This is a genomic window from Streptomyces sp. NPDC058457 (assembly GCF_042720695.1).
In the GTDB taxonomy this organism is placed as follows: domain Bacteria; phylum Actinomycetota; class Actinomycetes; order Streptomycetales; family Streptomycetaceae; genus Streptomyces.
On the sequence record NZ_JBHXLU010000113.1, the window covers coordinates 10,061 to 30,175 of the forward strand.

General features: G+C 71.6%; 18 protein-coding genes and 1 pseudogene. 9 read left to right on the top strand and 10 right to left on the bottom strand.

The window, feature by feature from the left end:
• Positions 1-2,106: BTAD domain-containing putative transcriptional regulator (locus tag ACFWPS_RS47525; RefSeq protein ID WP_383718815.1), on the bottom strand; the 2,106-nt coding region annotated here is incomplete at its 3' end.
• Between the two features lie 19 nt (positions 2,107-2,125).
• Here ACFWPS_RS47525 and ACFWPS_RS47530 point away from each other — a divergent pair.
• The gene (locus ACFWPS_RS47530; RefSeq protein ID WP_383718818.1) at positions 2,126-2,434 is read left to right on the top strand and encodes a hypothetical protein; all 309 of its coding nucleotides are present in this window, start codon (positions 2,126-2,128) and stop codon (positions 2,432-2,434) included.
• A 43-nt stretch (positions 2,435-2,477) separates the two neighbouring features.
• Here ACFWPS_RS47530 and ACFWPS_RS47535 read toward each other — a convergent pair whose 3' ends face one another.
• The 5 genes from ACFWPS_RS47535 to ACFWPS_RS47555 form a co-directional block, all read right to left on the bottom strand.
• Positions 2,478-3,347: a carbohydrate ABC transporter permease gene (locus tag ACFWPS_RS47535; protein ID WP_383718821.1), complete on the bottom strand. Its 870-nt coding sequence runs from the start codon at positions 3,345-3,347 to the stop codon at positions 2,478-2,480.
• Positions 3,344-4,306 (bottom strand): carbohydrate ABC transporter permease, encoded by a 963-nt coding sequence (locus ACFWPS_RS47540; protein WP_383718823.1) that lies wholly within the window; start codon positions 4,304-4,306, stop codon positions 3,344-3,346. The genes ACFWPS_RS47535 and ACFWPS_RS47540 overlap by 4 nt, the downstream gene beginning before the upstream one ends.
• Positions 4,300-5,601, bottom strand: coding sequence for an ABC transporter substrate-binding protein (locus tag ACFWPS_RS47545; protein ID WP_383718825.1), 1,302 nt, complete (start codon positions 5,599-5,601; stop codon positions 4,300-4,302). Before ACFWPS_RS47545 ends, ACFWPS_RS47540 begins: the two co-directional genes overlap by 7 nt.
• Positions 5,598-6,587 carry a GNAT family N-acetyltransferase gene (locus ACFWPS_RS47550; protein ID WP_383718827.1) on the bottom strand — a complete coding sequence of 330 codons (990 nt, stop codon included), beginning with the start codon at positions 6,585-6,587 and terminating at the stop codon, positions 5,598-5,600. The genes ACFWPS_RS47545 and ACFWPS_RS47550 overlap by 4 nt, the downstream gene beginning before the upstream one ends.
• Before the next feature lie 84 nt (positions 6,588-6,671).
• The gene (locus ACFWPS_RS47555; protein ID WP_383718829.1) at positions 6,672-7,868 is read right to left on the bottom strand and encodes an exo-beta-N-acetylmuramidase NamZ domain-containing protein; all 1,197 of its coding nucleotides are present in this window, start codon (positions 7,866-7,868) and stop codon (positions 6,672-6,674) included.
• 217 nt (positions 7,869-8,085) lie between these two features.
• Here ACFWPS_RS47555 and ACFWPS_RS47560 point away from each other — a divergent pair, with 217 nt between their 5' ends.
• A complete protein-coding gene (locus ACFWPS_RS47560; RefSeq protein WP_383718832.1) occupies positions 8,086-10,542 on the top strand; it encodes an FG-GAP-like repeat-containing protein in 2,457 nt (818 codons plus the stop codon).
• Positions 10,543-10,559: 17 nt separating this feature from the next.
• Here the strand turns inward: ACFWPS_RS47560 and ACFWPS_RS47565 are convergent, their stop codons facing one another.
• On the bottom strand, positions 10,560-11,789 hold the full coding sequence (locus ACFWPS_RS47565; protein ID WP_383718834.1) for a hypothetical protein: 1,230 nt from the start codon (positions 11,787-11,789) through the stop codon (positions 10,560-10,562).
• A 171-nt stretch (positions 11,790-11,960) separates the two neighbouring features.
• On the opposite strand from ACFWPS_RS47565, the gene ACFWPS_RS47570 reads away from it, so the two are divergent.
• A complete protein-coding gene (locus ACFWPS_RS47570; RefSeq protein WP_383718837.1) occupies positions 11,961-12,149 on the top strand; it encodes a hypothetical protein in 189 nt (62 codons plus the stop codon).
• A 208-nt stretch (positions 12,150-12,357) separates the two neighbouring features.
• Positions 12,358-12,642, top strand: a pseudogene (locus ACFWPS_RS47575) (hypothetical protein); the annotation flags it as partial.
• 90 nt (positions 12,643-12,732) lie between these two features.
• Here the strand turns inward: ACFWPS_RS47575 and ACFWPS_RS47580 are convergent.
• Positions 12,733-12,909: an alpha/beta fold hydrolase gene (locus tag ACFWPS_RS47580; protein WP_383718839.1), complete on the bottom strand. Its 177-nt coding sequence runs from the start codon at positions 12,907-12,909 to the stop codon at positions 12,733-12,735.
• A gap of 7 nt (positions 12,910-12,916) precedes the next feature.
• Entirely contained in the window at positions 12,917-13,057 is a 141-nt protein-coding gene (locus ACFWPS_RS47585; RefSeq protein ID WP_383718841.1) for a hypothetical protein, read from the bottom strand.
• Positions 13,058-13,426: 369 nt separating this feature from the next.
• Here ACFWPS_RS47585 and ACFWPS_RS47590 point away from each other — a divergent pair, with 369 nt between their 5' ends.
• The 4 genes from ACFWPS_RS47590 to ACFWPS_RS47605 all read left to right on the top strand — a co-directional run bounded on the left by ACFWPS_RS47590 (position 13,427) and on the right by ACFWPS_RS47605 (position 18,933).
• A complete protein-coding gene (locus tag ACFWPS_RS47590; protein ID WP_383718843.1) occupies positions 13,427-16,303 on the top strand; it encodes an ATP-binding protein in 2,877 nt (958 codons plus the stop codon).
• Positions 16,304-16,362: 59 nt separating this feature from the next.
• Complete coding sequence (locus tag ACFWPS_RS47595) at positions 16,363-17,763, top strand: FAD-dependent oxidoreductase (RefSeq protein WP_383718845.1); 1,401 nt, start codon at positions 16,363-16,365, stop codon at positions 17,761-17,763.
• Between the two features lie 214 nt (positions 17,764-17,977).
• A complete protein-coding gene (locus ACFWPS_RS47600; RefSeq protein ID WP_383718847.1) occupies positions 17,978-18,754 on the top strand; it encodes an amidohydrolase family protein in 777 nt (258 codons plus the stop codon).
• Positions 18,751-18,933 (top strand): hypothetical protein, encoded by a 183-nt coding sequence (locus ACFWPS_RS47605; RefSeq protein ID WP_383718849.1) that lies wholly within the window; start codon positions 18,751-18,753, stop codon positions 18,931-18,933. Before ACFWPS_RS47600 ends, ACFWPS_RS47605 begins: the two co-directional genes overlap by 4 nt.
• Positions 18,934-19,007: 74 nt before the next feature.
• On the opposite strand, the gene ACFWPS_RS47610 is transcribed toward ACFWPS_RS47605, so the two are convergent.
• A complete protein-coding gene (locus tag ACFWPS_RS47610; protein ID WP_383718852.1) occupies positions 19,008-19,403 on the bottom strand; it encodes a PucR family transcriptional regulator in 396 nt (131 codons plus the stop codon).
• 335 nt (positions 19,404-19,738) lie between these two features.
• Between ACFWPS_RS47610 and ACFWPS_RS47615 the strand changes: the two genes are divergently transcribed.
• Positions 19,739-20,053 carry a hypothetical protein gene (locus ACFWPS_RS47615; RefSeq protein ID WP_383718855.1) on the top strand — a complete coding sequence of 105 codons (315 nt, stop codon included), beginning with the start codon at positions 19,739-19,741 and terminating at the stop codon, positions 20,051-20,053.
• Positions 20,054-20,115 lie beyond the last annotated feature (62 nt).

Below are 20,115 nucleotides of genomic sequence, written 5' to 3' on the forward strand. Positions count from 1 at the left end.
CTTCAGGTCTTCGTCTTTTTTTTTGTGTGTGGGGGTGTTTTTTTTGTTAACACCCCCCCGCGGGGGGCGGGGGGGGGCGGGGGGGGCCCCCCCCGGGACGGTCACCCCGGGCGCGTGGGGCCGTAGCCGGATGCGTTCCCGGCTGGGTGCGAGGACGCTGTCGGCCGCGTGCACGCCGTACAGGTAGTGGTCGAGCATGCGGCGCCGGGCGGCGGCCAGCTCCTGCACCGTCTCCTGCGTCGGGGCCAGTTCGCCGGCGTAGGCGCGGAGCAGTTCATGGCAGCCGTAGCGGCCCGGCTCGGGCTCCGAGATCAGGTGGGCGCGGGCCAGCTCCGCGAGCAGCGGGCGGACCTGGCCGACCCGCTGCCCGGCCAGGCTGGCGACTGCGGCGAGCGCGCAGTCGAGGCCCGGATGCAGGGCCAGCAGGCGGAACACACGGGCGGCCGCGGGGGTGAGGAGTTGATACGACCAGGAGAACGCGCTGCGTGCGTCCGCGGCCGGCGCCTCTCCGGAGAAGGCGTCGAGGCTCTCCTCGCTGTCGTGCAGTTCGGCGGCGACGGAGGCGAGCGGGAACGTCGGGTTCACGACCGCGCGGGCGCTGACGACGGCCAGCGCCAGCGGGAGCCGTCCGCACAGGGCGATGATCTCCGCGACGGCGGCGGGTTCACGCGCGACCCGTTCGGCACCGAGCCGGCAGGTCAGGAACGCGTGCGCGTCCGCGTCGCTGAGCACGTCCAGGCTCAGCGAGTGCGCTCCCTCGCCGGCCACCAGGCCGTAGAGCTGGTTGCGGCTGGTGACGACGGCCATGGAGCCGGGCGTGCCGGGCAGCAGGGGCCGCACGTGCTCGGTGTCCCGCGCGTTGTCCAGGACGACGAGGACACGCCGGCCGGCGAGAAGGCTGCGGTAGAGCGCGGCCTGGGCGTCCAGGCTCGCGGGGATGCGCTGGGCGGGGATGCCGAACGCGTCGAGGAAGGACCGTATCGCCTCCGCCGTGCTCATGACCGAGCCGGTCGGGTGGAAGCCGCGCAGGTTGACGTAAAGCTGGCCGTCGGGGAAGCGGCCGGCGACGCTGTGCGCCCAGTGCACCGCGAGGGTGGTCTTGCCGACGCCGGCCATGCCGCCGATTGCGCTGATCACCACGGTCGACGCCGGTTCGTCGGTCGCGGGCAGCAGCGCCTGGACACGGGCGAGTTCCTCGCGCCGACCGGTGAAGGCGGCCAGGTCCACGGGAAGCTGGGCGGGGCGCACGGTGGGGACGGCTTCCGGCCGGACCGCCTCGGCATCGACCGTCAGGACCGGGCCCTCGCCGGGCTCGGCCGGTCCGATGCCCGCGGACCGGGTGGGGGTACGGCCGAGGACGCGCTGCTGGGCGGCCTGGAGTTCGGGGCCCGGCTGTACGCCCAGTTCGTCGGCGAGCCGGGTGCGTACGGCCCGGTGGACGTCCAGGGCTTCGGCCTGGTGCCCGGTGGCGGCGAGTACCAGGATCAGTCTGGCCTGCAGTCCTTCGTCGAGGGGGTGCTGGGCGGCGGCCTGCCGGAGCGTCACCAGGACCCGTGCGCCGAGGCCTCCGCCGGCCTCCAGGGCCAGTTCGGCGGCCTCCTTGACGGCGGCGAGATGCTCGTCGTCGAGTGCGGTGAAGGCCGGGTGGGACCTCACCTCGGCCGCGATCCCGGAGGCCGCGGGCCCGCGCCACAGCGCCAGTGCCTCCATCAACAGCTCGGTGGCGGTGGCCGGTTGCCCGTCCTGCGCCGCCTGGTCCGCCTGCCGCCGCAGCGCCCGGAAGCGGAGCAGGTCGAGAGAGTCGGCGTCGACCGTGAGGCGGTAACCACCCGAGCCCCGCACCAGCCAGCGGGATTCGCCCCTGGCCGGGAGATCGGGTTCGAGCAGCCGGCGCAGTGCTCCGACGTGCCGCTGGACGACGTTGACAGCGGAGTCCGGCGGGCCCTCGCCCCACAGGGCGTCCACGATCTCGTGGACGGTGACCGGATGCCCCGCCTCGGTCAGCAGCAACGCGAGCAACGCGCGCTCCTTCGGCGGGCCCAGCACCAGTTCCGTGTCGCCGCGCCAGGCCCGGACGGGTCCGAGCACGGCGAATCGTGTTTGCACCGGGTCCCCTGTACCGACTGTGACGACATGCGAGGCCGACGCGTCCGCCCCCTGGGGCGCGCGGCTTCGCACGAGCATAAAGTCCGTAGACCCCTGCCGGCGCACGGTTCCGTCGCCACGGAGCGTCGCACGCGCCGAACCGGCCACGCGGCGCGGAGCACCCACCGGGCAGGACCTCACCGCCGCCGAGAAGGCGGGCAACCCGGTGATGGAGTTCCTGACCGGCACCTCCGCCGTCACCGGCTCCGACCTCTCGGACGGCTGGGCCGGCCACTCCGACTACGGGCAGCGGTTCGAGAAGCTCTGGGGAGTGGACAGCGGCGCCTGACATGACCAGGCAGGGCCCCGCGTCGGCAGCGGATGCGGGGCCCTCACTTGAGGCCGCTGAGCATGACGCCCCGGATGTAGTACTTCTGCAGCAGCAGGAAGAGGACCAGGACCGGCAGGACGCTCAGGACCAGGCCGGCCATGACGATGGGCAGCGTGCGGGTCGGGTCGACGTAGTCCTGGAGGAACTGGATCCCGACGGGCAGGGTCATCACGTCCGGGTTGGCGGTCGAGACGAGCAGGGCCCAGATGTACTCGTTCCAGGCGTCGACGAAGGTCAGCAGGCCGAGGGTGACCAGGACCGGCTTGGTCTGCGGGACGACGATCCGCCACCACACGGTGAACTCGCCGGCGCCGTCGATGCGCGCGGCCTCCAGGACCTCGTCCGGGATCGAGACCATGAACTGGCGCGTGAGGAAGATCCCGAAGCTGCTGACAAGGAACGGCATGGCGAGCGCCACGATGCTGACGGTCAGTCCCGCGCCGCCGCGCCCCAGCAGGTCGTTGCCGCCCGCCAGCGGCCAGTGCACCAGGATCAGGAAGTGCGGGATGAAGAAGAGGAACGGCGGGAACATCATCGTCGACAGCACGAGGCGGAAGACGAAGTCCCGGCCGGGGAAGCGGAGTTTGGCGAGCGCGTAACCGGCGAGCGACGACGTGAGCAGCACCGACCCGGTGATCGTGGCCGTCGCGACGACGCTGTTGCGGAAGAGCACCGGCAGATCCAGCTGCTGGATCGCCGCCCGGTAGTTGGACAGGTCGAACGCCCTGGGCAGGAACCGGTACGGCAGCGTGCCGGCCTCGTCCGGTCCCTTGAAGGACGTCATCAGCATGTCGGCGAACGGCACCACGGTGAGCACCGCGCCGGTGACCACCAGCAGATACGACAGCCACGGGAAACGGCGGCGGATCACGCGTCCTCCCCCGTGCGCCGGAAGAGCCACAACTGCACCAGCGTGACCGTGAGGACCACCCCGAACAGCACGAAGGCGGCGGCGCTCGCGGTGCCCCAGTCGCCGTAGGAGAAGGCCTGCCGGTACATCTCAAGGGCGGCCACGTTCGTCGCGTCGCCCGGTCCGCCCTTGGTCATCACGATGATCAGCGCGAAGGACTGGAGGCCGGTGAGGAACTGGGTGACGCACACGAACAGCAGGGACGGCCGCAGCAGCGGCAGCGTGATCCGCCAGAAGACGGTCACGGGCCCGGCGCCGTCGAGCGCGGCGGCCTCGTAGTACGACTCGGGGACGGACTTCAGCCCGGCGGTCAGGACGAGGATCGCCGAGCCGACGGAGGCCCAGGCCTGGACGACCACCACCGAGGGCAGCGCGGTGTCCGGGTCCTGGAGGAAGGCGACCGAGCCGAGCCCGACGGCGTTGAGGACGCCGTTGACGAGGCCGCCCGGCTGGTACATGTACTTCCAGACGTTGCCGACGGCGACGACGGTCGTGACGATCGGCAGGAAGTACAGGGTGCGCCACAGGCCCTGGAACCGCAGCCGGTCGATGCAGGTGGCGACGAGCACGGAGCCGGCGAGGGCGAGGGCCACGGTGCCCAGGGCGAAGAGCAGCGTGTTGGTGAGGATCGGGGCCAGGAACGTCGAGCCGTCGGCGAACAGGCCGGCGAAGTTGTCCAGGCCGACGGGGTCGATGTCGCCGAGGTCGAACCCGGCCCAGCGGGAGGACGAGAGCAGCACCGCGAAGCCGAGCGGCAGGGCGAGGAAGACGGCGTAGAACAGCAGCGTCGGCGCCAGGAAGAGGTAGGCGACGACGGCCTGGCGGCGCCGGTGCCGGGCGCGGACGCGGACTCCGACGGCGGCGGCCCGCTCGTGCGCCGCCCGTTCGGCGGACTCGGGTGCGAGGGTGGCGTTCACCATGACCGCGACACCTCCTGGTCGACCTGGCGGCGGGTGGAGCGCAGGGCTTCGTCGACCGTCTGCTGGCCGGTCCACAGGGCCTCGATGTTCTTGCGCAGCAGCGACTTGGCCTGCTGCGCGCCCGGCACGTTCGGTTCGGGTACGGCGTACGCGAGCGCGTCCAGGAACGGGTGCAGGTTCGGGTCGCCGCCCGCGCCGAGGAGCGTCCGCATGTCGTCGGCGCGGCCCGTCAGGGAGCCGACCGACGCCTGCAGGGCGCTCATCCTGGTCGCGCCGCGCACCTTGTCGGCGTTGAGCCAGCGCAGGAACTCCCAGGCCTCGCGGGGGTGTTCGCTGGCGGTGTTGACGCCGAGCATGAAGCCGGTGGAGAGCGTGGCGCGTCTGCCGTCCGACTCGGGGAGCGGCACGGGGGCGACGCCGACCTCCTGGTAGGCGGTGCCCATCAGCGCTTTGAGGTTCGTGGTCCACCAGCCTGCGCTGATCACCATGGCGACCTGTCCGGAGGCGAACGCCTGGTAGACGTTGACGCCGGGGGCGCTCGCGCCCCTGTCGACGAGGCGGCGCTCCAGGTCGAACACGGCACGGCCGGCCGGCGAGTCGATGGCGGTGCTCCTGCCGTCCGCCGAGACGAACCGCCCACCGGCGGCGTTGAGCAGGGCGAGGGTCTGGCCGACGGTCGTGGAGTCGTCGAAGGTCGACAGGCCGAACCCCTGGACCAGCGTGTTGCCGTACCGGTCCTGCCGGGCGGTGCGGTACGCGGCCTCCTCCAGCTCCGGCCAGGTGCGCGGCGGGCCGTCGACACCGGCCTCGCGCAGCAGCCGCCTGTTGTAGTAGAGGGCGTACGTCTGCATCTCGGTGGGGTAGCCGTAGACCTTGCCCCCGACCGACGAGGAGCCGACCGCGGCGGCGCCGTAGGCGCGGCCGATCTCCTCGGCGTGTTCGGGCGGCGCCGGCCGCAGCACGCCGGCCCGGACGAGCTGGCCGTTCCACAGGCAGTACGGGTGCAGGATGTCCGTGCCCTGGCCCGCGGCCTGCCGGACCATGAAGGTGGTCAGCAGGTCGGTGAACTCGACGGCTTTCGTCCGCACCCTGACCCGGTCGTGCAGGGCGTTCCACTCGTCCACCGGACCCTGCAGTGCCTCCTTGAGCTCGCCGCTCGCGTAGTGCGAGAGCAGGGTGAGGACGACCGGGTCGCCGGGCCGCCCGGTGCCCTGGTGCGGCGCGGCGCAGCCGGCTGTGAGGAGCGCCGAGGGCAGTGCGAGCGCGAAGTGACGCCGGCTCAGTGACGGTGTCACCGGGCGGCCTCCCGGCGCATCACCCTGAACACCCGGGTCGTGGTGAAGCCGCTCTTGCGGTAGAGGTGGCCCGCCGGGGACTGCGCGCCGGTCCACAGGAACCACGCGGAGTGCGCGCGCAGCGCCCGCATCCGCTCCAGGACCAGGTGGAGCAGGACTTCGCCGAGTCCGGTGCCGCGCATCTCCTCAAGGACGCCGATCGGGCCGAACCGCTCGTCGACCGAGTCGAACGCGCCGTGCATCGCCCAGCCGACCATGCGGCCCCCGGGATCGCGGGCCACGACGATCCGGTCGAGCGGCGTCCCCGCGGTCAGGCACGCCCGGATCGTGCAGGCCCAGTCCGGCCCGAAGTGGCCCCCGGCGAGGGCGAGGAGGTCCACCAGGTCGTCGTCGGCCGGAGTGGCGAACCGGTAGCCCCGCGCGGTCAGTCCGGCCACCCGGAGCGCGATGTCGTCGGGGAGGCGGTAGCCGACCAGGACGCGGTCCATCGCGGCCGCCTCGTACAGGGTGCGAAAGCCCAGGGATTCGAGAAGCCCGGCCGCCTCCGGGTAGGCCTCGGCGTCCAGGCCGGGGAAGACGTAGTTCGGGGTGTACGAGGAGAAGTCCACCCGGGTACGGCCGTGGCCGTGCAGCCAGTCGAGGGCCTCGGTGAGCAGCCGGCGGCCGAGGCCGCGCCCGCGGGCGTCCGGGGCGACGAAGAAGAACGGGATCCAGCCCTGGTCCGGCTCCAGGTCGGTGCCGGCCATCGGGGTCAGCCGGCGTACCGCGTAGGCGGCGCCGACGACCCGCTCACCGTCGACGGCGACCCGCAGCCCTTCCGGGTCGAAGTTGGGGTCGAGCAGTACCAGGGAGCGGAAGCGGTCCGGGGTGACGGGGTCGGCCGGCGCGCTCCGCCGCCATGCCTCCACCACCTGCGGCCCGTCGCCCGCGCGGAAGCCGCGGATACCGGCCCGGTTCGTCGTCGTGAGAGTCGTGAGATCGGTCATCGACGGGTTGTCCTTCCGAGCGGGACGGCAGGTATCGAGCAGGGGGCGGCAGGTCTCAGGTCTCGGGGGGTGCAGCGACGGGCGTCAGGGGTAGAGCAGCGCGTCGTCGCCGGCCCAGCGGCCGGGCGGGGACGGCGGGTCGCACAGCGGCAGCGGGTCCTCGCCCGCGTCGACGGCGCGCCGCAGCCGGTCGGACCCCCACAGCAGGTCGACGAAGTGCCGGTGCCCGGTCCCCTCGGCACCGCCGGGCGTGGTGTGCCAGGCGAAGTCGTCCGGGTACAGCCGCCGCAGCACGGCGAGCATCGCGACGGCGGTGCGTACGGGCGCGAACGCCGCGCGGTCGGTGATGTGCAGCTGGACCCCGCGCAGGGGACGTCCGGCGAGTTCGTGGAAGGCCGGTACGAACCGCAGGTCGCGGAAGTGCACCCCGGGCAGGGCGAGTTCGGCGAGCGCGGGTGCGAACCGGGCGTCGAGGTAGGGGGCACCGACGATCTCGAAGGGCTGGGTGGTGCCCCGGCCCTCCGAGAGGTTCGTGCCCTCGAAGAGGCAGGTGCCGGGGTACACGGTGGCGGTGGCGGGCGTCGGGATGTTCGGCGAGGGTGCGATCCAGGGCAGCCCGGTGGTGTGGGCGTCCATGGCGCGCCGCCAGCCGAGGGCCTCGATCACCGTCAGGTCGGCCGCGCGGCCCGCCGCCCGGGGCACGGCCGAGGCGTTCAGCCACCGGGCCAGTTCGCCGCAGGTCAGGCCGTGCCGGAGGGGGATGGGGGCGCGCCCGACGAAGCTGGCCCACGCGGGTTCGAGCAGCGGGCCCTCGCTGACGAGTCCGCCGAGCGGGTTGGGCCGGTCGGCGACCACGAAGCGGATTCCGGTGCGGGCCGCCGAGACCATCAGGTCGAACATGGTCCACACGTAGGTGTAGCACCGGGCACCGATGTCCTGCAGGTCGTGGACCAGGGCGTCGACACCGCTGTCGATCAGCAGCTTGTCGAGTCGCTCGCCGTCGCAGCGGTAGGTGTCGTGGACCGGCAGGCCGGTGTCGGGGTCCGTCCGGGCGGCCTCGCTCCCGCCGGCCTGGGCGGTGCCGTGCAGGCCGTGTTCGGGACCGAACAGGGCGACCAGCGGCGCGCCGGCCGCGAGCAGCGCGGGCGCGGCCGGGCGCAGGCCGGGCAGGACGCCGGTGTGGTTGGTCACCAGCCCGAAGCGGCCGGGCCCGGCGAGTCCGGGCGCCGCGTGCAGTCGTGCGATCCCGGTCGTCACCGCACCGCGGTCGTCCGTGCTCATCCCTTGCTCCGTCTGCCGGTGGCGCCTCTTCCAAGCAACGGTCAGGAATTTACTCTTATGTCCCGTAATTCCGGCTGTGAATCGCCGACGGCTCACGTGCCCCCTGCGTCACCCGCCCACGCGTGCCCACCAGCTGATCAACTGCCTTCACTGTTCCCTCACTTGCCTCCTAAGCTGCGCACCAGGGGCAAGCGCCCCCAAGGGGGAGGGAACACACATGGGCAGATCCGCCATGCCGTCGGGCCGCCTGCGCGCCACGGTCACCGCACTCGTCACCGTCGCGCTCGCCCTCGGGGGCACCGCGCTGCCGGCCGTCGCCACGGATCTGAGCACGGTGCCGCCGTGGAACACCGCCGCCCCGCTGACCAGCGCCTCCGGCGTCCCGCAGGACGTCGTGGTCCGGTCCGACGGCAGCGCCGTGGCCGCCTGGATCGACAGCAGCCGCACGCTGTACACCGCCACGCGCGCCGCCGGCACCGACACCTGGAGCACGCCGGTCCGGTTCAGCGGCACCTACGTCACCGAGGCGCGCCTGGTGACGCGGACCGACGGAACGGTCGCCCTGCTGTGGGTCGACTCCTACCGCTACCACCTGCTCGGTTCCGTGCTGGCCGGCGGCACCTGGTCGTCGCCCCACGAGCTGTTCGACGGCGCCAACGAGCTGGCGCTGTCCCAGATCGACGTCGCGCAGGGCCCGGGCGGCCAGGTCGCCGCCGTCTGGACCGCCACCCCCTCCGCCTACTCGGGCTCCTCCGAGGTGTACGCCGCCGCGCTCGGCACCGACGGCACCTGGGCCGCCGCGGAACAGGTCAGCGATGCGGCCACGTACGCCGGCGCCTACGGCGACGTCGACGCCACGAACCCCCAGATCGCGCTCGACACGCACGGCGGACTCGTCGTGTCGTACGCGATGGAGGACGAGTCGTACAAGACGGCCTACGCCATGACCACCGCCCGGCCGTACGGCGGCACCTGGCGGACCCCGGCCCGGCTGAGCAACACTCCGCTCGCCGCCTCCGCCCATCCGGCACTGGCCACCGACGCGTCCGGCTCGATCGACCTGCTGTGGCGGTTCGGACCGGCCACGGCCCAGACCTTCGAGCTGGTACGCCGCCAGGACGCGAATTCCGCGTGGGGGGCCACGACCGACCTCGTGAGCGGTGTCGGAGCCGAGGGGGACCCCGAGCCGCTGGTCACGCCGGACGGAAACGCGACCGTCGTCTGGGCCGACCCGGCGGCGGGCTCGGTGCGCACCGTGACGCGCTACGCCGACTCGACGTGGACGGCCTCCTCGACCCTCTCCACCGGCCCGGTCTCCGACGCCTACGACGTTCGTACCGCCATGGCGGCGGACGGGTCGGTGCACGCGCTGTGGCGCGAGAACGGCGCGAGTGCCTCCACCAAGCGGCTGATGGAGGCCACACTCGACGCCGAGAGGGACATCTGGACGGCCGCCCGCACGGTGCAGGGCCCGCTCACCGCCGTCGCCGACGCCCGGATCGCGGCCGGTTCGCTCACGGACGCCACCGCGGTGTGGACCGGGTCGGCCGGCGTCTCGGGATCCCGCACCACGTTCCCGAAGCTCGCGGTCGGCTCGTCGTCCGTGCCTGCGACGGTGGACTTCCGGAACACCTCGTCCTGGGCGCCGAAGTGGCAGCTCAACGGCCCGGTCACCGCGTGGCAGGTCACCCTCACCGACCCGGCCGGCCGCACCGTGCGCACCCTCACCGGCACCCCTGGCAGCAGCACGGTCGCCACCTCCTGGAACGGTCGCACCACTTCCGGTGCCCAGGCCGTCAACGGCGACGTGACCTGGACCCTGACCGCCACCCAGCCGGGCTACTCGGGCACGGCCACCGTGGCGAGCGGCGTCCTGAAGGTGACCGGCTCGGTCCCCGCCTTCCATGACTACGGCGACGGATCCGGCGGCCTCCCCGACGGCACCGGCGACCTGCTCACCCTCGACGGCAACGGCCGGATCCGGCTCCACTACGGGACCTTGAACGACGTGTGGCAGATGGGCAGCGGCTGGCCCACCACCGCCAGACCGGTGGCCCTCGGCGACCTGAGCGGCGACGGCTGCAACGACGTCCTCGTGAGGCTGAGCAGCGGCGCGGCGCGCCTCTACAAGCCGGCCTGCGGCGGCACGCTGAAGCCGACGACGTCGTACACGACCCTGGCCACCGGCGGCTGGAACCAGTACGACGTGCTCACCGCCCCGGGCGACCTCACGAAGGACGGCCGCCCGGACCTGATCGCCCGCAACGCGGCCACCGGCGCCGTCTACCTCTACAAGGGCACCAGCGCCCACAAGCTGTCGGCGCGCGTGAAGCTGTTCGCCGACTGGAAGACCTACAGGAAGGTCGTCGGCGCCGGGGACCTGAACGGCGACGGCATCGGGGACCTGCTGGCCCAGGACAAGTCGAACAACCTGTACCGCTACTACGGCAAGGGCGACGGCACTTTCTCCGCGCGCGTGAAGATCGCCGTCGGCTGGGGCGCCTCGTACAACGTGGTCCTCGGGGTCGGCGACGTCACCGGAGACGGCAGGGCCGACCTGGTCGCCCGGGACACGGCGTACCGCCTCTACCGGCAGAACGGCACCGGGAAGGGCACGTTCGGCGCCCGGGTGCTGGTCAACGACGGCGGTTTCGGCTACAAGGCACTGTTCTGAGCCGCCTTCCGGTCCCGCTAGCGGAACAACAGCGGGACCAGTGCCGGAACCGCGGGGGCGAGCAGGTAGAGGAAGATGCCGGTCGTGGCCTTTCGGGTCGTGACCGGCAGCACCGGCTTCGACCAGACCTGCGCTATCGCCGCGTTGCGTGTGTCGCCCGGGGGTTCGTGGTCGTACAGGTACCGCACGTGGTCCTTCTTCACGGTCAGTGCGGAGTGGTAGCCGATCGAGGACGGGTACACGATCACGAGCATGTCGACCAGCATCACGACCAGCACGATGAAGACCATCCACGGTCTGGCCGGCAGCCAGACCATGAAGAGGACCAGCAGGCCGATCATGTGGGCGAGGGCGGAGCCGTAGGTCCACAGGATGAACTGGCGCAGCGGGCGCAGTCCCTGGAAGCCGTCGCTGTCGTACCTCATGTTCGGGGTCACCCCGAAGCCGAGCAGGTCGGACCGGTACAGGTAGACGGTGAAGAGGACGCCCATGACGAGTTGTTTCGACAGGACGTAGAAGGCGTGGGTGCCGGCCACGCACAGGGCGACCGCCAGTTCCGGGTGCCGGTGCCAGTTGCCCCACCAGCCGTCGTACACCGCGGTCCGCCAGGCGGTGTCGGAGAGGTCCGTGGGGTTCCAGGTCGACATCAGGCCGTAGGAGTCGACGTAGCGGTACAGCAGGAACGTGCCGACCGCCATGGCCAGCAGGAGGGCCAGGGACACCCACCAGCGGCCCAGCCACCGGAACCACCGGTTGGTCTGCCGGGTCAGGTCGTTGAGGCGCCGGACCTCCTCGTCGAGCAGCTTCTCGGTTCCTCCGTTGCGCTCGTTCATGTGCACGAAGGCGGCGATGGCCTGGACCTGCTGGCAGCAGAAGACGGGGGTGACGAAGACGACCGCCAGGATGACGAGACCGGCCGGGTCCTGCAGTAACGCCAGGCTGGTGCCGCCCAGTTCGGTGCGGTCGGAGAAGAGGTAGTCCAGGGCCCACCGCCGGCCGTCCCCGGACGACGGCCCGAGCGCTCCGGCGGCTTCGGCCAGGCCCAGCAGGGTGCCGCAGGAGCCCAGGCTGATCAGCAGGATCTTGGTCTTCGCGGTGAGGGACCAGGTCCGCCGGTCGGCCGGCGCCCGGGCGGTCCGGCGCCGGACCGCGGGCAGTCTGCCCGAAAGGCGCAGGGCCAGGCGGATCCCGGCGGGCGCGGACTCCCGGAAGACGCGCCCGATCCACTGCGGTTCCAAGGGTTCCAACCGCGCCATCCCCCGCCCCCCCAAGGTGAAACGCGCAACAGAACCTTTATAACCATCGCCCCGGCCGGTGCCCAGTGGGCGGGAGCGCCCGTTCGGGGCACGGATTGCCCCGATGGTGTGACGACACCGGCCATGCCGACTCCCGCGCGCGTCAAGGACGTTGGAACAGGCATGGGCCTCAGTGACACTCCCTCCTCTGCCCAACTGTCCGACGCCTACCGGCTGGACAGCCCCCACCTGGGCGGACGCGCCCCGGACCCGGCGCCCCCGGGTCCGGCGCCGGGCTTCACGTGGCGGACGGCGATGGTCGGGCTGTCGGCGCTCACCGTCGCGATCGCCCTGGTGGTGGCCTTCGTGTGAGCCCCCCCGGCATTCACAAGAGGATCACGGGCTCACACGTCGGGTTCGTCGGGGTCCCGGTACTCGGTGAACTCGTGGCCCCAGCAGCTCGCGGCGTCGTAGCGGGCCGGTGTCCAGGTGGCGTCGTCGATGAGCTTGCCGCCATGGCCGTACTCGATCTGGAAGCCGGAGGGCGTCTTCGAGTAGAAGGCGCTACTGGAAGGACCCCGTCGGCCGGGAACCCGCCCTCGCGCTCGTGCGGTCCATCGACCTGGACGACGGGGCCCTGCTCCGCCGCGAAATGGTCAAGCGGATCCGGGAGCCCGCCCTCGGCCTTCTGGAGGGCGACCCGGACATCGAGGCCAGGACCCGTCTGCTCGAGTCCCTGATGATGGGCTTCGGCCTCTTCGGTACCGGGGCGCTGGTGGGTGAGGAGCACGACGCACCCTCCGCCGAGGACGAAGTGATCGGCAGGCTCCTCGGCCGCATGATCAGGGCGTGCCTGGAGGACTGACGGCACCGGTCACCAGGTCCGTGATCGGCTCCGCCGGCCGGGCCGCATCGGAACTGCTCGTTCAGCCCTCGTGGGCTGCGGCCTGCTTGATCACGACCGCCACGGCGGCAGGCTGGGAGACGTAGACGGCGTGGCAGCGAAGGCCGCGACGTACACGAGCGCGGTGACCTTCTCATGCCGGCCGACCTCGGTGATCACAGCGCCGCCGTAGGAGTGGCCCACCAGCACGGTCGGTCCGTCCTGGGCGTCGAGGACGCGCCGGGTCATGTCGACATCACCTTCCAGGGGAGAAGGTCGGGTTCTGCACGATCGTGACCCGGAAGCCCTCACGTGTGAGGATGCGGTGCACCGGTTGCCAGCCGGAACCGTCGACGAATTCTCCGTGCACGAGGACGATGTTCTGCGCAGTGCTCACGTGTAGACCCCTGTTGCCTGTCGAGAAGCTCTCAGCCCGGTACACGCTAGGGCGTTCCACCGGCCGCACCTTCGGTCAAATGGCCTAACGGGATTCGGGCACGGCCCCTCGGACCGTCCTGCCCGCCGGCGACCTGCAGAGTTGCCGCCGTGTCGCCGGTGTCACCACGCTGCCCGGTGGGTTTGACCTCTGGAGTGCGCCGCCTTTACGGTTCCGGTCAATTGCTCTGCTGCGCCCGGCGCGTATAGACGTCCGGCGCGTATCGACGTCCGGCATCCGTGATGTGATGCGGGAAACTCCACCGGCATCGAACTTTTCGTCGCGGCTCCCGCCTTGGACGCCGTTCGGCCCGATCACGATGAAGGCTTCATGTCATCCCCTATATCCCCAGGCAGCGGGGGCGGCGAGCGCCTCGCCGAGGTAGCCGACGCGCAGCGGGCCGATCGTCTCGTCGGCCGATCGGCGGAGTTGGCACTCGTCGACGAACTGTTCGCTCCGGCCGCTGCCGAGGGCGTCGCGCTGATGCTGACCGGAGAGGCGGGCGTGGGCAAGAGCGCGCTGCTGGACGCTGCCGCGCGGCGAGCGGCCGAGGCGGGCTTCCGTGTCCTGAGGGCTGTGGGCTCGCAGTTCGACGAGGGCGTCGGCTTCTCCGCCCTGAACCAGATACTGCGGCCGCTGGCGGACGACATCGCCGGTCTGCCGCCACGGCAGGCGGAGACGCTCCGAGCGGTCCAGGGGCTGTCCGAGGAACCGCCGACCGAACTGCTCGCCGTCGCGAACGCCGTGCTCGCTCTGTTGTCCCGTACGGCTGCCGAGGACAGGCCCGTCGCGTTGGTCATCGACGACATGACCTGGCTCGACCGGCCCAGCACCCTGGTTCTGGGAACCCTCGCACGCTACGTCCGCAACAGTCCCCTCGCCCTGCTCGCGGCGTCCAGGACCCACGAGGGCTTCCTGCCGAGCGGTATCGGGATACACACGCACGAGGTTCAGCCCCTGGACGACGTATCCGCGAACGCACTGGTGGCACAACGATTCCCCGCCATGACGGCCGGGGTCCGTCAGCGGCTCGTCGAGGAGGCCGCCGGCAACCCGCTGGCCCTGCTGGAGCTTCCCGTCACCCTCAACGAGGCCCAGCAGACGGAACGCGGACCGCTGCCGGCCGTGCTGCCGCTGTCCGAGCGGCTCAAGAAGGTCTTCGCCGTACGGGTCGACGCTCTGCCGGCCCCGACTCGGGCGCTGCTCCTGCTCGCCGTTCTGGACGGTTCGGGCGATCTGCACATCCTCCAGCGCGCGATGAGCGGCCTCGACGCCCTGGCCGAGCTGGGTCCTGCCGAGAAGGCCGGACTGGTGCACGTCGATTCCCCGACGGGCCGCCTGGTCTTCCGGCACCCGCTCACCCGTTCCGCGGTCATGGAGCTGTCGACGATCGCGGAGCGCCGGCGCGCGCATCTCGCGCTGGCCGGTGAATGCCCGGAAGGATCCGAACGCCGGGCCCGCCACCTGGCCAACGCGACCGTCGGCCCGGACGACGAAGTGGCCTCCCTGCTCCACGGGGTGGCCTACAGCACGCTGTGCCGCGGCGATGCCGTCGGCGCCATCACCACGCTGCTCCGTGCCGCAGATCTGAGCAGCGACGGGACCGCCAAGGGACGCATGCTGGCCGAGGCCGCCTGTCTGGGCGCCAACATCACCGGCGACCTGCGCAACGTACGTGCCCTGCTGGACAACGCCAGGCTCGCCGACCCCGTGAGCGCCGGCTCCCTCGCGGTCGCGGCGACAGCGGCGAGCCAGCTCATCAACGGCGAAGGCGACGTGGACACCGCGCACAGGCTTCTCGTGGGCGCGATGGACAACCACGTCCGCCCGAGCCCTGCCGAAGACCACATGCTCAACGAGGCGCTGCATGTGCTGATCCTGGTCGGCTTCGCCGGCGGCCGACCGGAGTTCTGGCAGTCCTTCGACCGGATCGCCACACGCGTCCAGCTCCGGACTTCTGATCCCCTGCTGTCGGTTGTCCACTGCGCGGTCGGCGATCCGGCCCACAAGGCGGTGTCCGTCCTGGACGATCTCGACGCCCTCGTCTTCGCCCTTCACGGGGAGACGGACCACAGGCGTATCCTCCGCACCTCCATCTCCGCCACGTACACGGACCGCACGCCCGGCTGCCGCAGTGCCCTGCGGCGCGTCGTCGACGACGGCCGGAACCGGGGAGCCGTCACCTCGGCGATCGAGGCCCTCTTCATCCTGGGGTACGACGCCTACTCCAGCGGACAGTGGGACGCCCTGCGGAACCTCACCGCTGAAGGTCTGCGCTGGTGCGACTCCCGCGCATACGGTCTGCCGGCCTGGTCGGGCCGGTTCCTGCAGGGCCTGCTCGCCGCCGCGCAGGGCGACGACGGGACCGCGGGAGAGACCGCTGATCGCCTCGTGTCGTGGGCGAACCCCCGGGGACTGCGGCTGCTGCGTGTCTACGCCTCGCACATCCGGGCCCTGTCCGCGCTCGGCAACGCGGACTTCGAGGAGGGATACCGCCATCTGCGGTCAGTGATCACCCCCGGTGAACTGCCGCCGTACATGCCCCATGCCCTGTGGCTCTTCATGGACTTCGCCGAAGCCGCGGCCCGCACCGGCCGCCGCGCCGAGGCGGCCCAGCACATCGCGGCGGTCAGGAGGACCGACATCCCGGCCATCTCGCCGCGGATGGCCATGATGACCGATGGCGCCGAGGCGATGGCCACCACGGACTTCATCGATCACGACCTCTTCGAGAGGGCCGTCGGAAATCCCGATGCGGAACGGTGGCCGTTCGACCGGGCACGCATCTGTCTCGCTTACGGCGAGAGACTGCGCAGGGTCAAAGCGGGCTCGGCGCTCGTGCATCTGGAGGCCGCGCTCAGCACGTTCCAGCGGCTGGGAGCCGAGCCCTGGCGCGCACGGGCGGCGAGCGAACTACGGGCGAGCGGCAACCCTGTCAGGACGGCGGTGTCCGGGACCGATCCGGTTTCGACCCTGACGTCACAGCAACTGCAGGTGGCGCAGCTGGCCGCCACCGGGCTGACCAACAAGCAGATAGCCGGCCGGCTCTTCCTGTCACCCCGCACCGTGGCCGCGCATCTGCGCAGTGTCTTCCCGAAGCTGAACGTCACCTCCCGGGCCGGTCTTCGAGACGCTCTCACCGGCCTGCCCCAGCAACCGCCACCGCCGAGAGGTGCCAGCGGGCCTCGTCCTCAATCCAAGCAATAGCCCCGAAACACAGACCAACCGGCCGAAGGTCGTCGGTCCCCCGTGGGAAGAGAAGTCTCGTGACGAATGTCGTCGTGATCGGTGCCGCCCTCGGCGGCCTCCAGACAGCCCTGCTCCTGGCCCGGGACGGCCATGAAGTGACCGTTCTCGAACGGGATCCGGAGCCGCCGCCCGCCGACCCGGAGTCGTCGTGGTCGCGTTGGGAGCGCCCCGGAATCCCCCAGATGCGACTCCTGCACCTTCCGCTCGCCCGCTGGCGCCAGCTGGCCGAGGCCGAACTACCGGACCTGATGAAGCGGATGACGGCGGCCGGTGCGGTACGCACGAACGTGCTGGCGCCCGAACCGGGTCTGGGCGGCGAACTTCGGGCGGACGACGCCCGTTTCGAGACGCTGGTGGCCCGGCGACCGCTCTTCGAGTCCGCCGCCCGCGGCGCGGCCGAGGCGGCGGGCGTCAAAATCCGCCGGGGTGTGGCCTGCCTCGGGCTGCGCGTTTCCTCCGGGGGCCGGGTGCCGCACGTGACCGGGGTGGCGACGAGTGCGGGAGAGCTGGCGGCCGGACTGGTCGTCGACTGCACCGGACGCCGTTCCCGGCTCCCCGCCTGGCTGCGGGAGACCGGGGTGGAAGGGCCGCTGGAGGAGACCGGCGAGCGCGGCTTCACCTACCACAGCCGCTACTACCGCTCCCCCGACGGCGCGCTGCCCGCCGACACCTTCCCCCTGCTCGTCGAGCACGGCTCCCTGGGCCTGCTGCGCGTCCCCGCCGACCACGGCACGTACTCGATCTGCCTCATCAGCAGCACCCACGACCACGAGATGCGCGACCTGCTGCGCCAGGAGGCCGCGTGGTCGGCGGCCGTGAGCCTCTTCCCCGGCGGCGACGCATGGCTGGAGGGGCGGCCCATCGCCGAGGGGATCCAGACCATGGCCCGCCTCACCCACCGCAGAAGGACGCTGTACGACACCGAACAGCCCCTCGTGACGGGGGTGGTGGCCGTCGGGGACGCCTGGGCGCTCACCGTCCCGACCCTCGGGCGAGGCCTGGCGATGAGCCTGAACCACGGTCTGATCCTGCGCGACCTGCTGCGCCGGGCGGACACGGACGACCCGCTGGGCTTCGCGGCGGCGTACGCGAAGGCGACCGTCGACGGTCTGGACCGGTCGTACCGGCAGTCCGTCACCTACACCCGGCATCGGCTGGCGGAGATGGACGCCCACGCGGCCGGGATCCCCTACACGGATCCCGACTGGCACCGGAACCGGGCACTGCGGCTGCTGGCCCAGCGTGACCCGGACGCCCTGCGGGCGGAGCGGGCCGGCGCGCATCTGCTGCCGGAAGCAAGGGAGGAGCTGCGCGCACCCGCGCTCGTCGAGGCCGTCGCCCGGCTGGCCGCCGAGACCAAGGACTCAACGCCCCTCGGTCCCTCGCGCACGGAACTCCTCGACGCCCTCACCGCCTGACGGGGCCCGCCGCATCGCCATCCTGCAGGCACGGGGTGTGTGGCGAGGCCACATAGCCGGGTGTGATGACGACTCATTGGCGGTCGACGGAATCAGGGGAAAGATCAACAGAAGGGAGCCGTGCCGCCTGCAGCGTTCTCAGGGGCGGCGGCACGTGCCCGGCTGATCAACCAAGGCACCGCCACAGGAGGTATGTCATGAGCCCGGTAGAGGGATGGTCGACGTCCACGCGCACTTCTGGCCACCGGAGCCGGAGGCCAGCCGCATTCAGCTGTGGGAGCAACTGCGTGACGAGGGCTGTTTCCTGGCGCCGCGGCCCTGGGGCTGGTCGCCCGAGGAGACCCTCGACGTCATGGACCGTGCCGGCGTCGCCATGCAACTGCTCAGCAACATCCCCAAGGAGTTCGGCGCGCTGCAGGCCTCCAACGACTACGGAGCGTCGGTGGTGGCCGACCACCCCACGCGGTTCGGACTGCTCGCCGCGCTGCCCACGGACGACGCCGAGGCCGCTCTGACCGAGCTCGACCGGGCCGATCGCGAGCTCGGCGCCGACGGCTTCGCCGTCACCGCGGCGTACAACGGCGTCTTCCTGGGCGACCGCCGTCTCGAGCCGGTCTGGGCTGAACTCGACCGGCGGCATGCGACGGTCTTCGTGCATCCCAACGCCTCCGCCGCCCCTTCCCTCGGCCGGCCGGCGGCGCTCATGGAAGTTGCCTTCGAGACCGCCCGCAGCGTGGCGGACCTGTTGTACGCGGGCGTCTTCCGGCGCCACACGAACCTGCGGATCATCCTGGCGCACGCCGGTGGCGCCCTGCCCGCGCTCTCCGGACGGCTCACCTTGCTGGGCGCCGAACCGTGGGTGCCCAACCCGGAGAACCTCAGCGTCGACGAGATCCGCGAGCAGCTGCGAGGCCTGTACGTCGACTCTGCGGCCTCCGGGACTCTGCGGCCTCCGGCGCCGACGCCCCCTTGGCCGCCGCCGCCACGATGATTCCCCGCGACCACTTCGTGTACGGCTCGGACTGGGGCGTCCCCTGCACCGACGAGGCGAGCGTGGCCCGCAACGTCGAATTCCTGCACAACTCCTCAGTGCTCACTGCCAGTGAGGTCAAGGCACTCGGGCACCGCGTACTCGAGCTCGTGCCTCGCGCCGCGGCACGCCTGCGCTGATCGGGCGCCGCCGGGCGGCTGCGACGTCACAGGCGTCGACGGCGCGGGGACGAACCGGTCTCCGGCAGCCCCGCCTAGGCAAGGTGCAGGGCCACGCGGAGCGAGAGGTCGGCCGGGTCGACGGGTCGGCCGAGGACGGTCTCCGCTCGCTGGATCCGCTGAGCGACGGTGTTCGGGTGGATGCCGAGTTCACGCCCGCAACGGGTGGGGCTCCCCAGGGAGTCGACGAAGTGCCGCAGGGTCAGGACGAGACGGTCGGCATCCTCATGGGCGAGCAGTGGGCCGAGGTTGTCGTCGACGAATCGCTCGGCCAGCTCGCGATCACGCGTGGCGAGGACGACGACGGCGACATCGGCGAAGCGGACCGGCGTGGCACCGTGCGGCAACCCCGAGCCCGCGACCTGGAGCGCCTCGCGGTGGGTGTTGACGAACCCTTCGGGTCCGTGGCGCGGACTTCCGAGGCTCCGCAAAACGGTCGTCGCCGTACTGATCGAGCCATCTCACAAAGGGTTCCAGTGGCGATGGCTCGCTGCTGTCGAGGTCGTCACCGGGCATATCGTCAGCATGACGTGCGGCGGCGTCGAGAGCGGCGCGGCGAGACGAAGGCCACACCGGCCATGAACCTCGCGCCACGACACGCCGCCGGATATCGCCCGGACGTGGGACGTTTTCGTGTCGCCGGGGCATCCCGGTGCGGTGACGGTGTGTGATGGCACCAGACCCCGGTGTTTCCGAAGCCCGTTGTCTCCGTTTCTCACCGTTGTCTCCGTTGTCTCCGTTGTCGAACTTCACGAAGGACTTCACGATGCACCTGCTCCGTCCGCTCGCCGTCGCTCTCGGCGGACTCGCCCTCACCGTCATCACCGTGGGTCCGGCGGCCGCCGCCCAAGGGACGTTCGTCTGGGTGGGGCCGAAGGGCAAGGCGTACGCCATCGAGAACCCGCCTGACCGCAAGTGCCTCGAGATGGCGCAGGAGGCGCGCGGGCCGCAGAACGCCACGAAGAAGGCGCTCGTCGTCTACAGCAAGCCGAAGTGCAAGGGCACCACACACCGGGTCGCCCCCGGACACTCGGCGTCCGGCAGCGTCCACTTCGCCAGCGTGGTCTTCAACCCCCGCTAGGGCGAGGCCCGTTCAGCCCTCCGGTGGGGGGGGCGGGGCCCGGGACTGTGGGTGGGACCGGC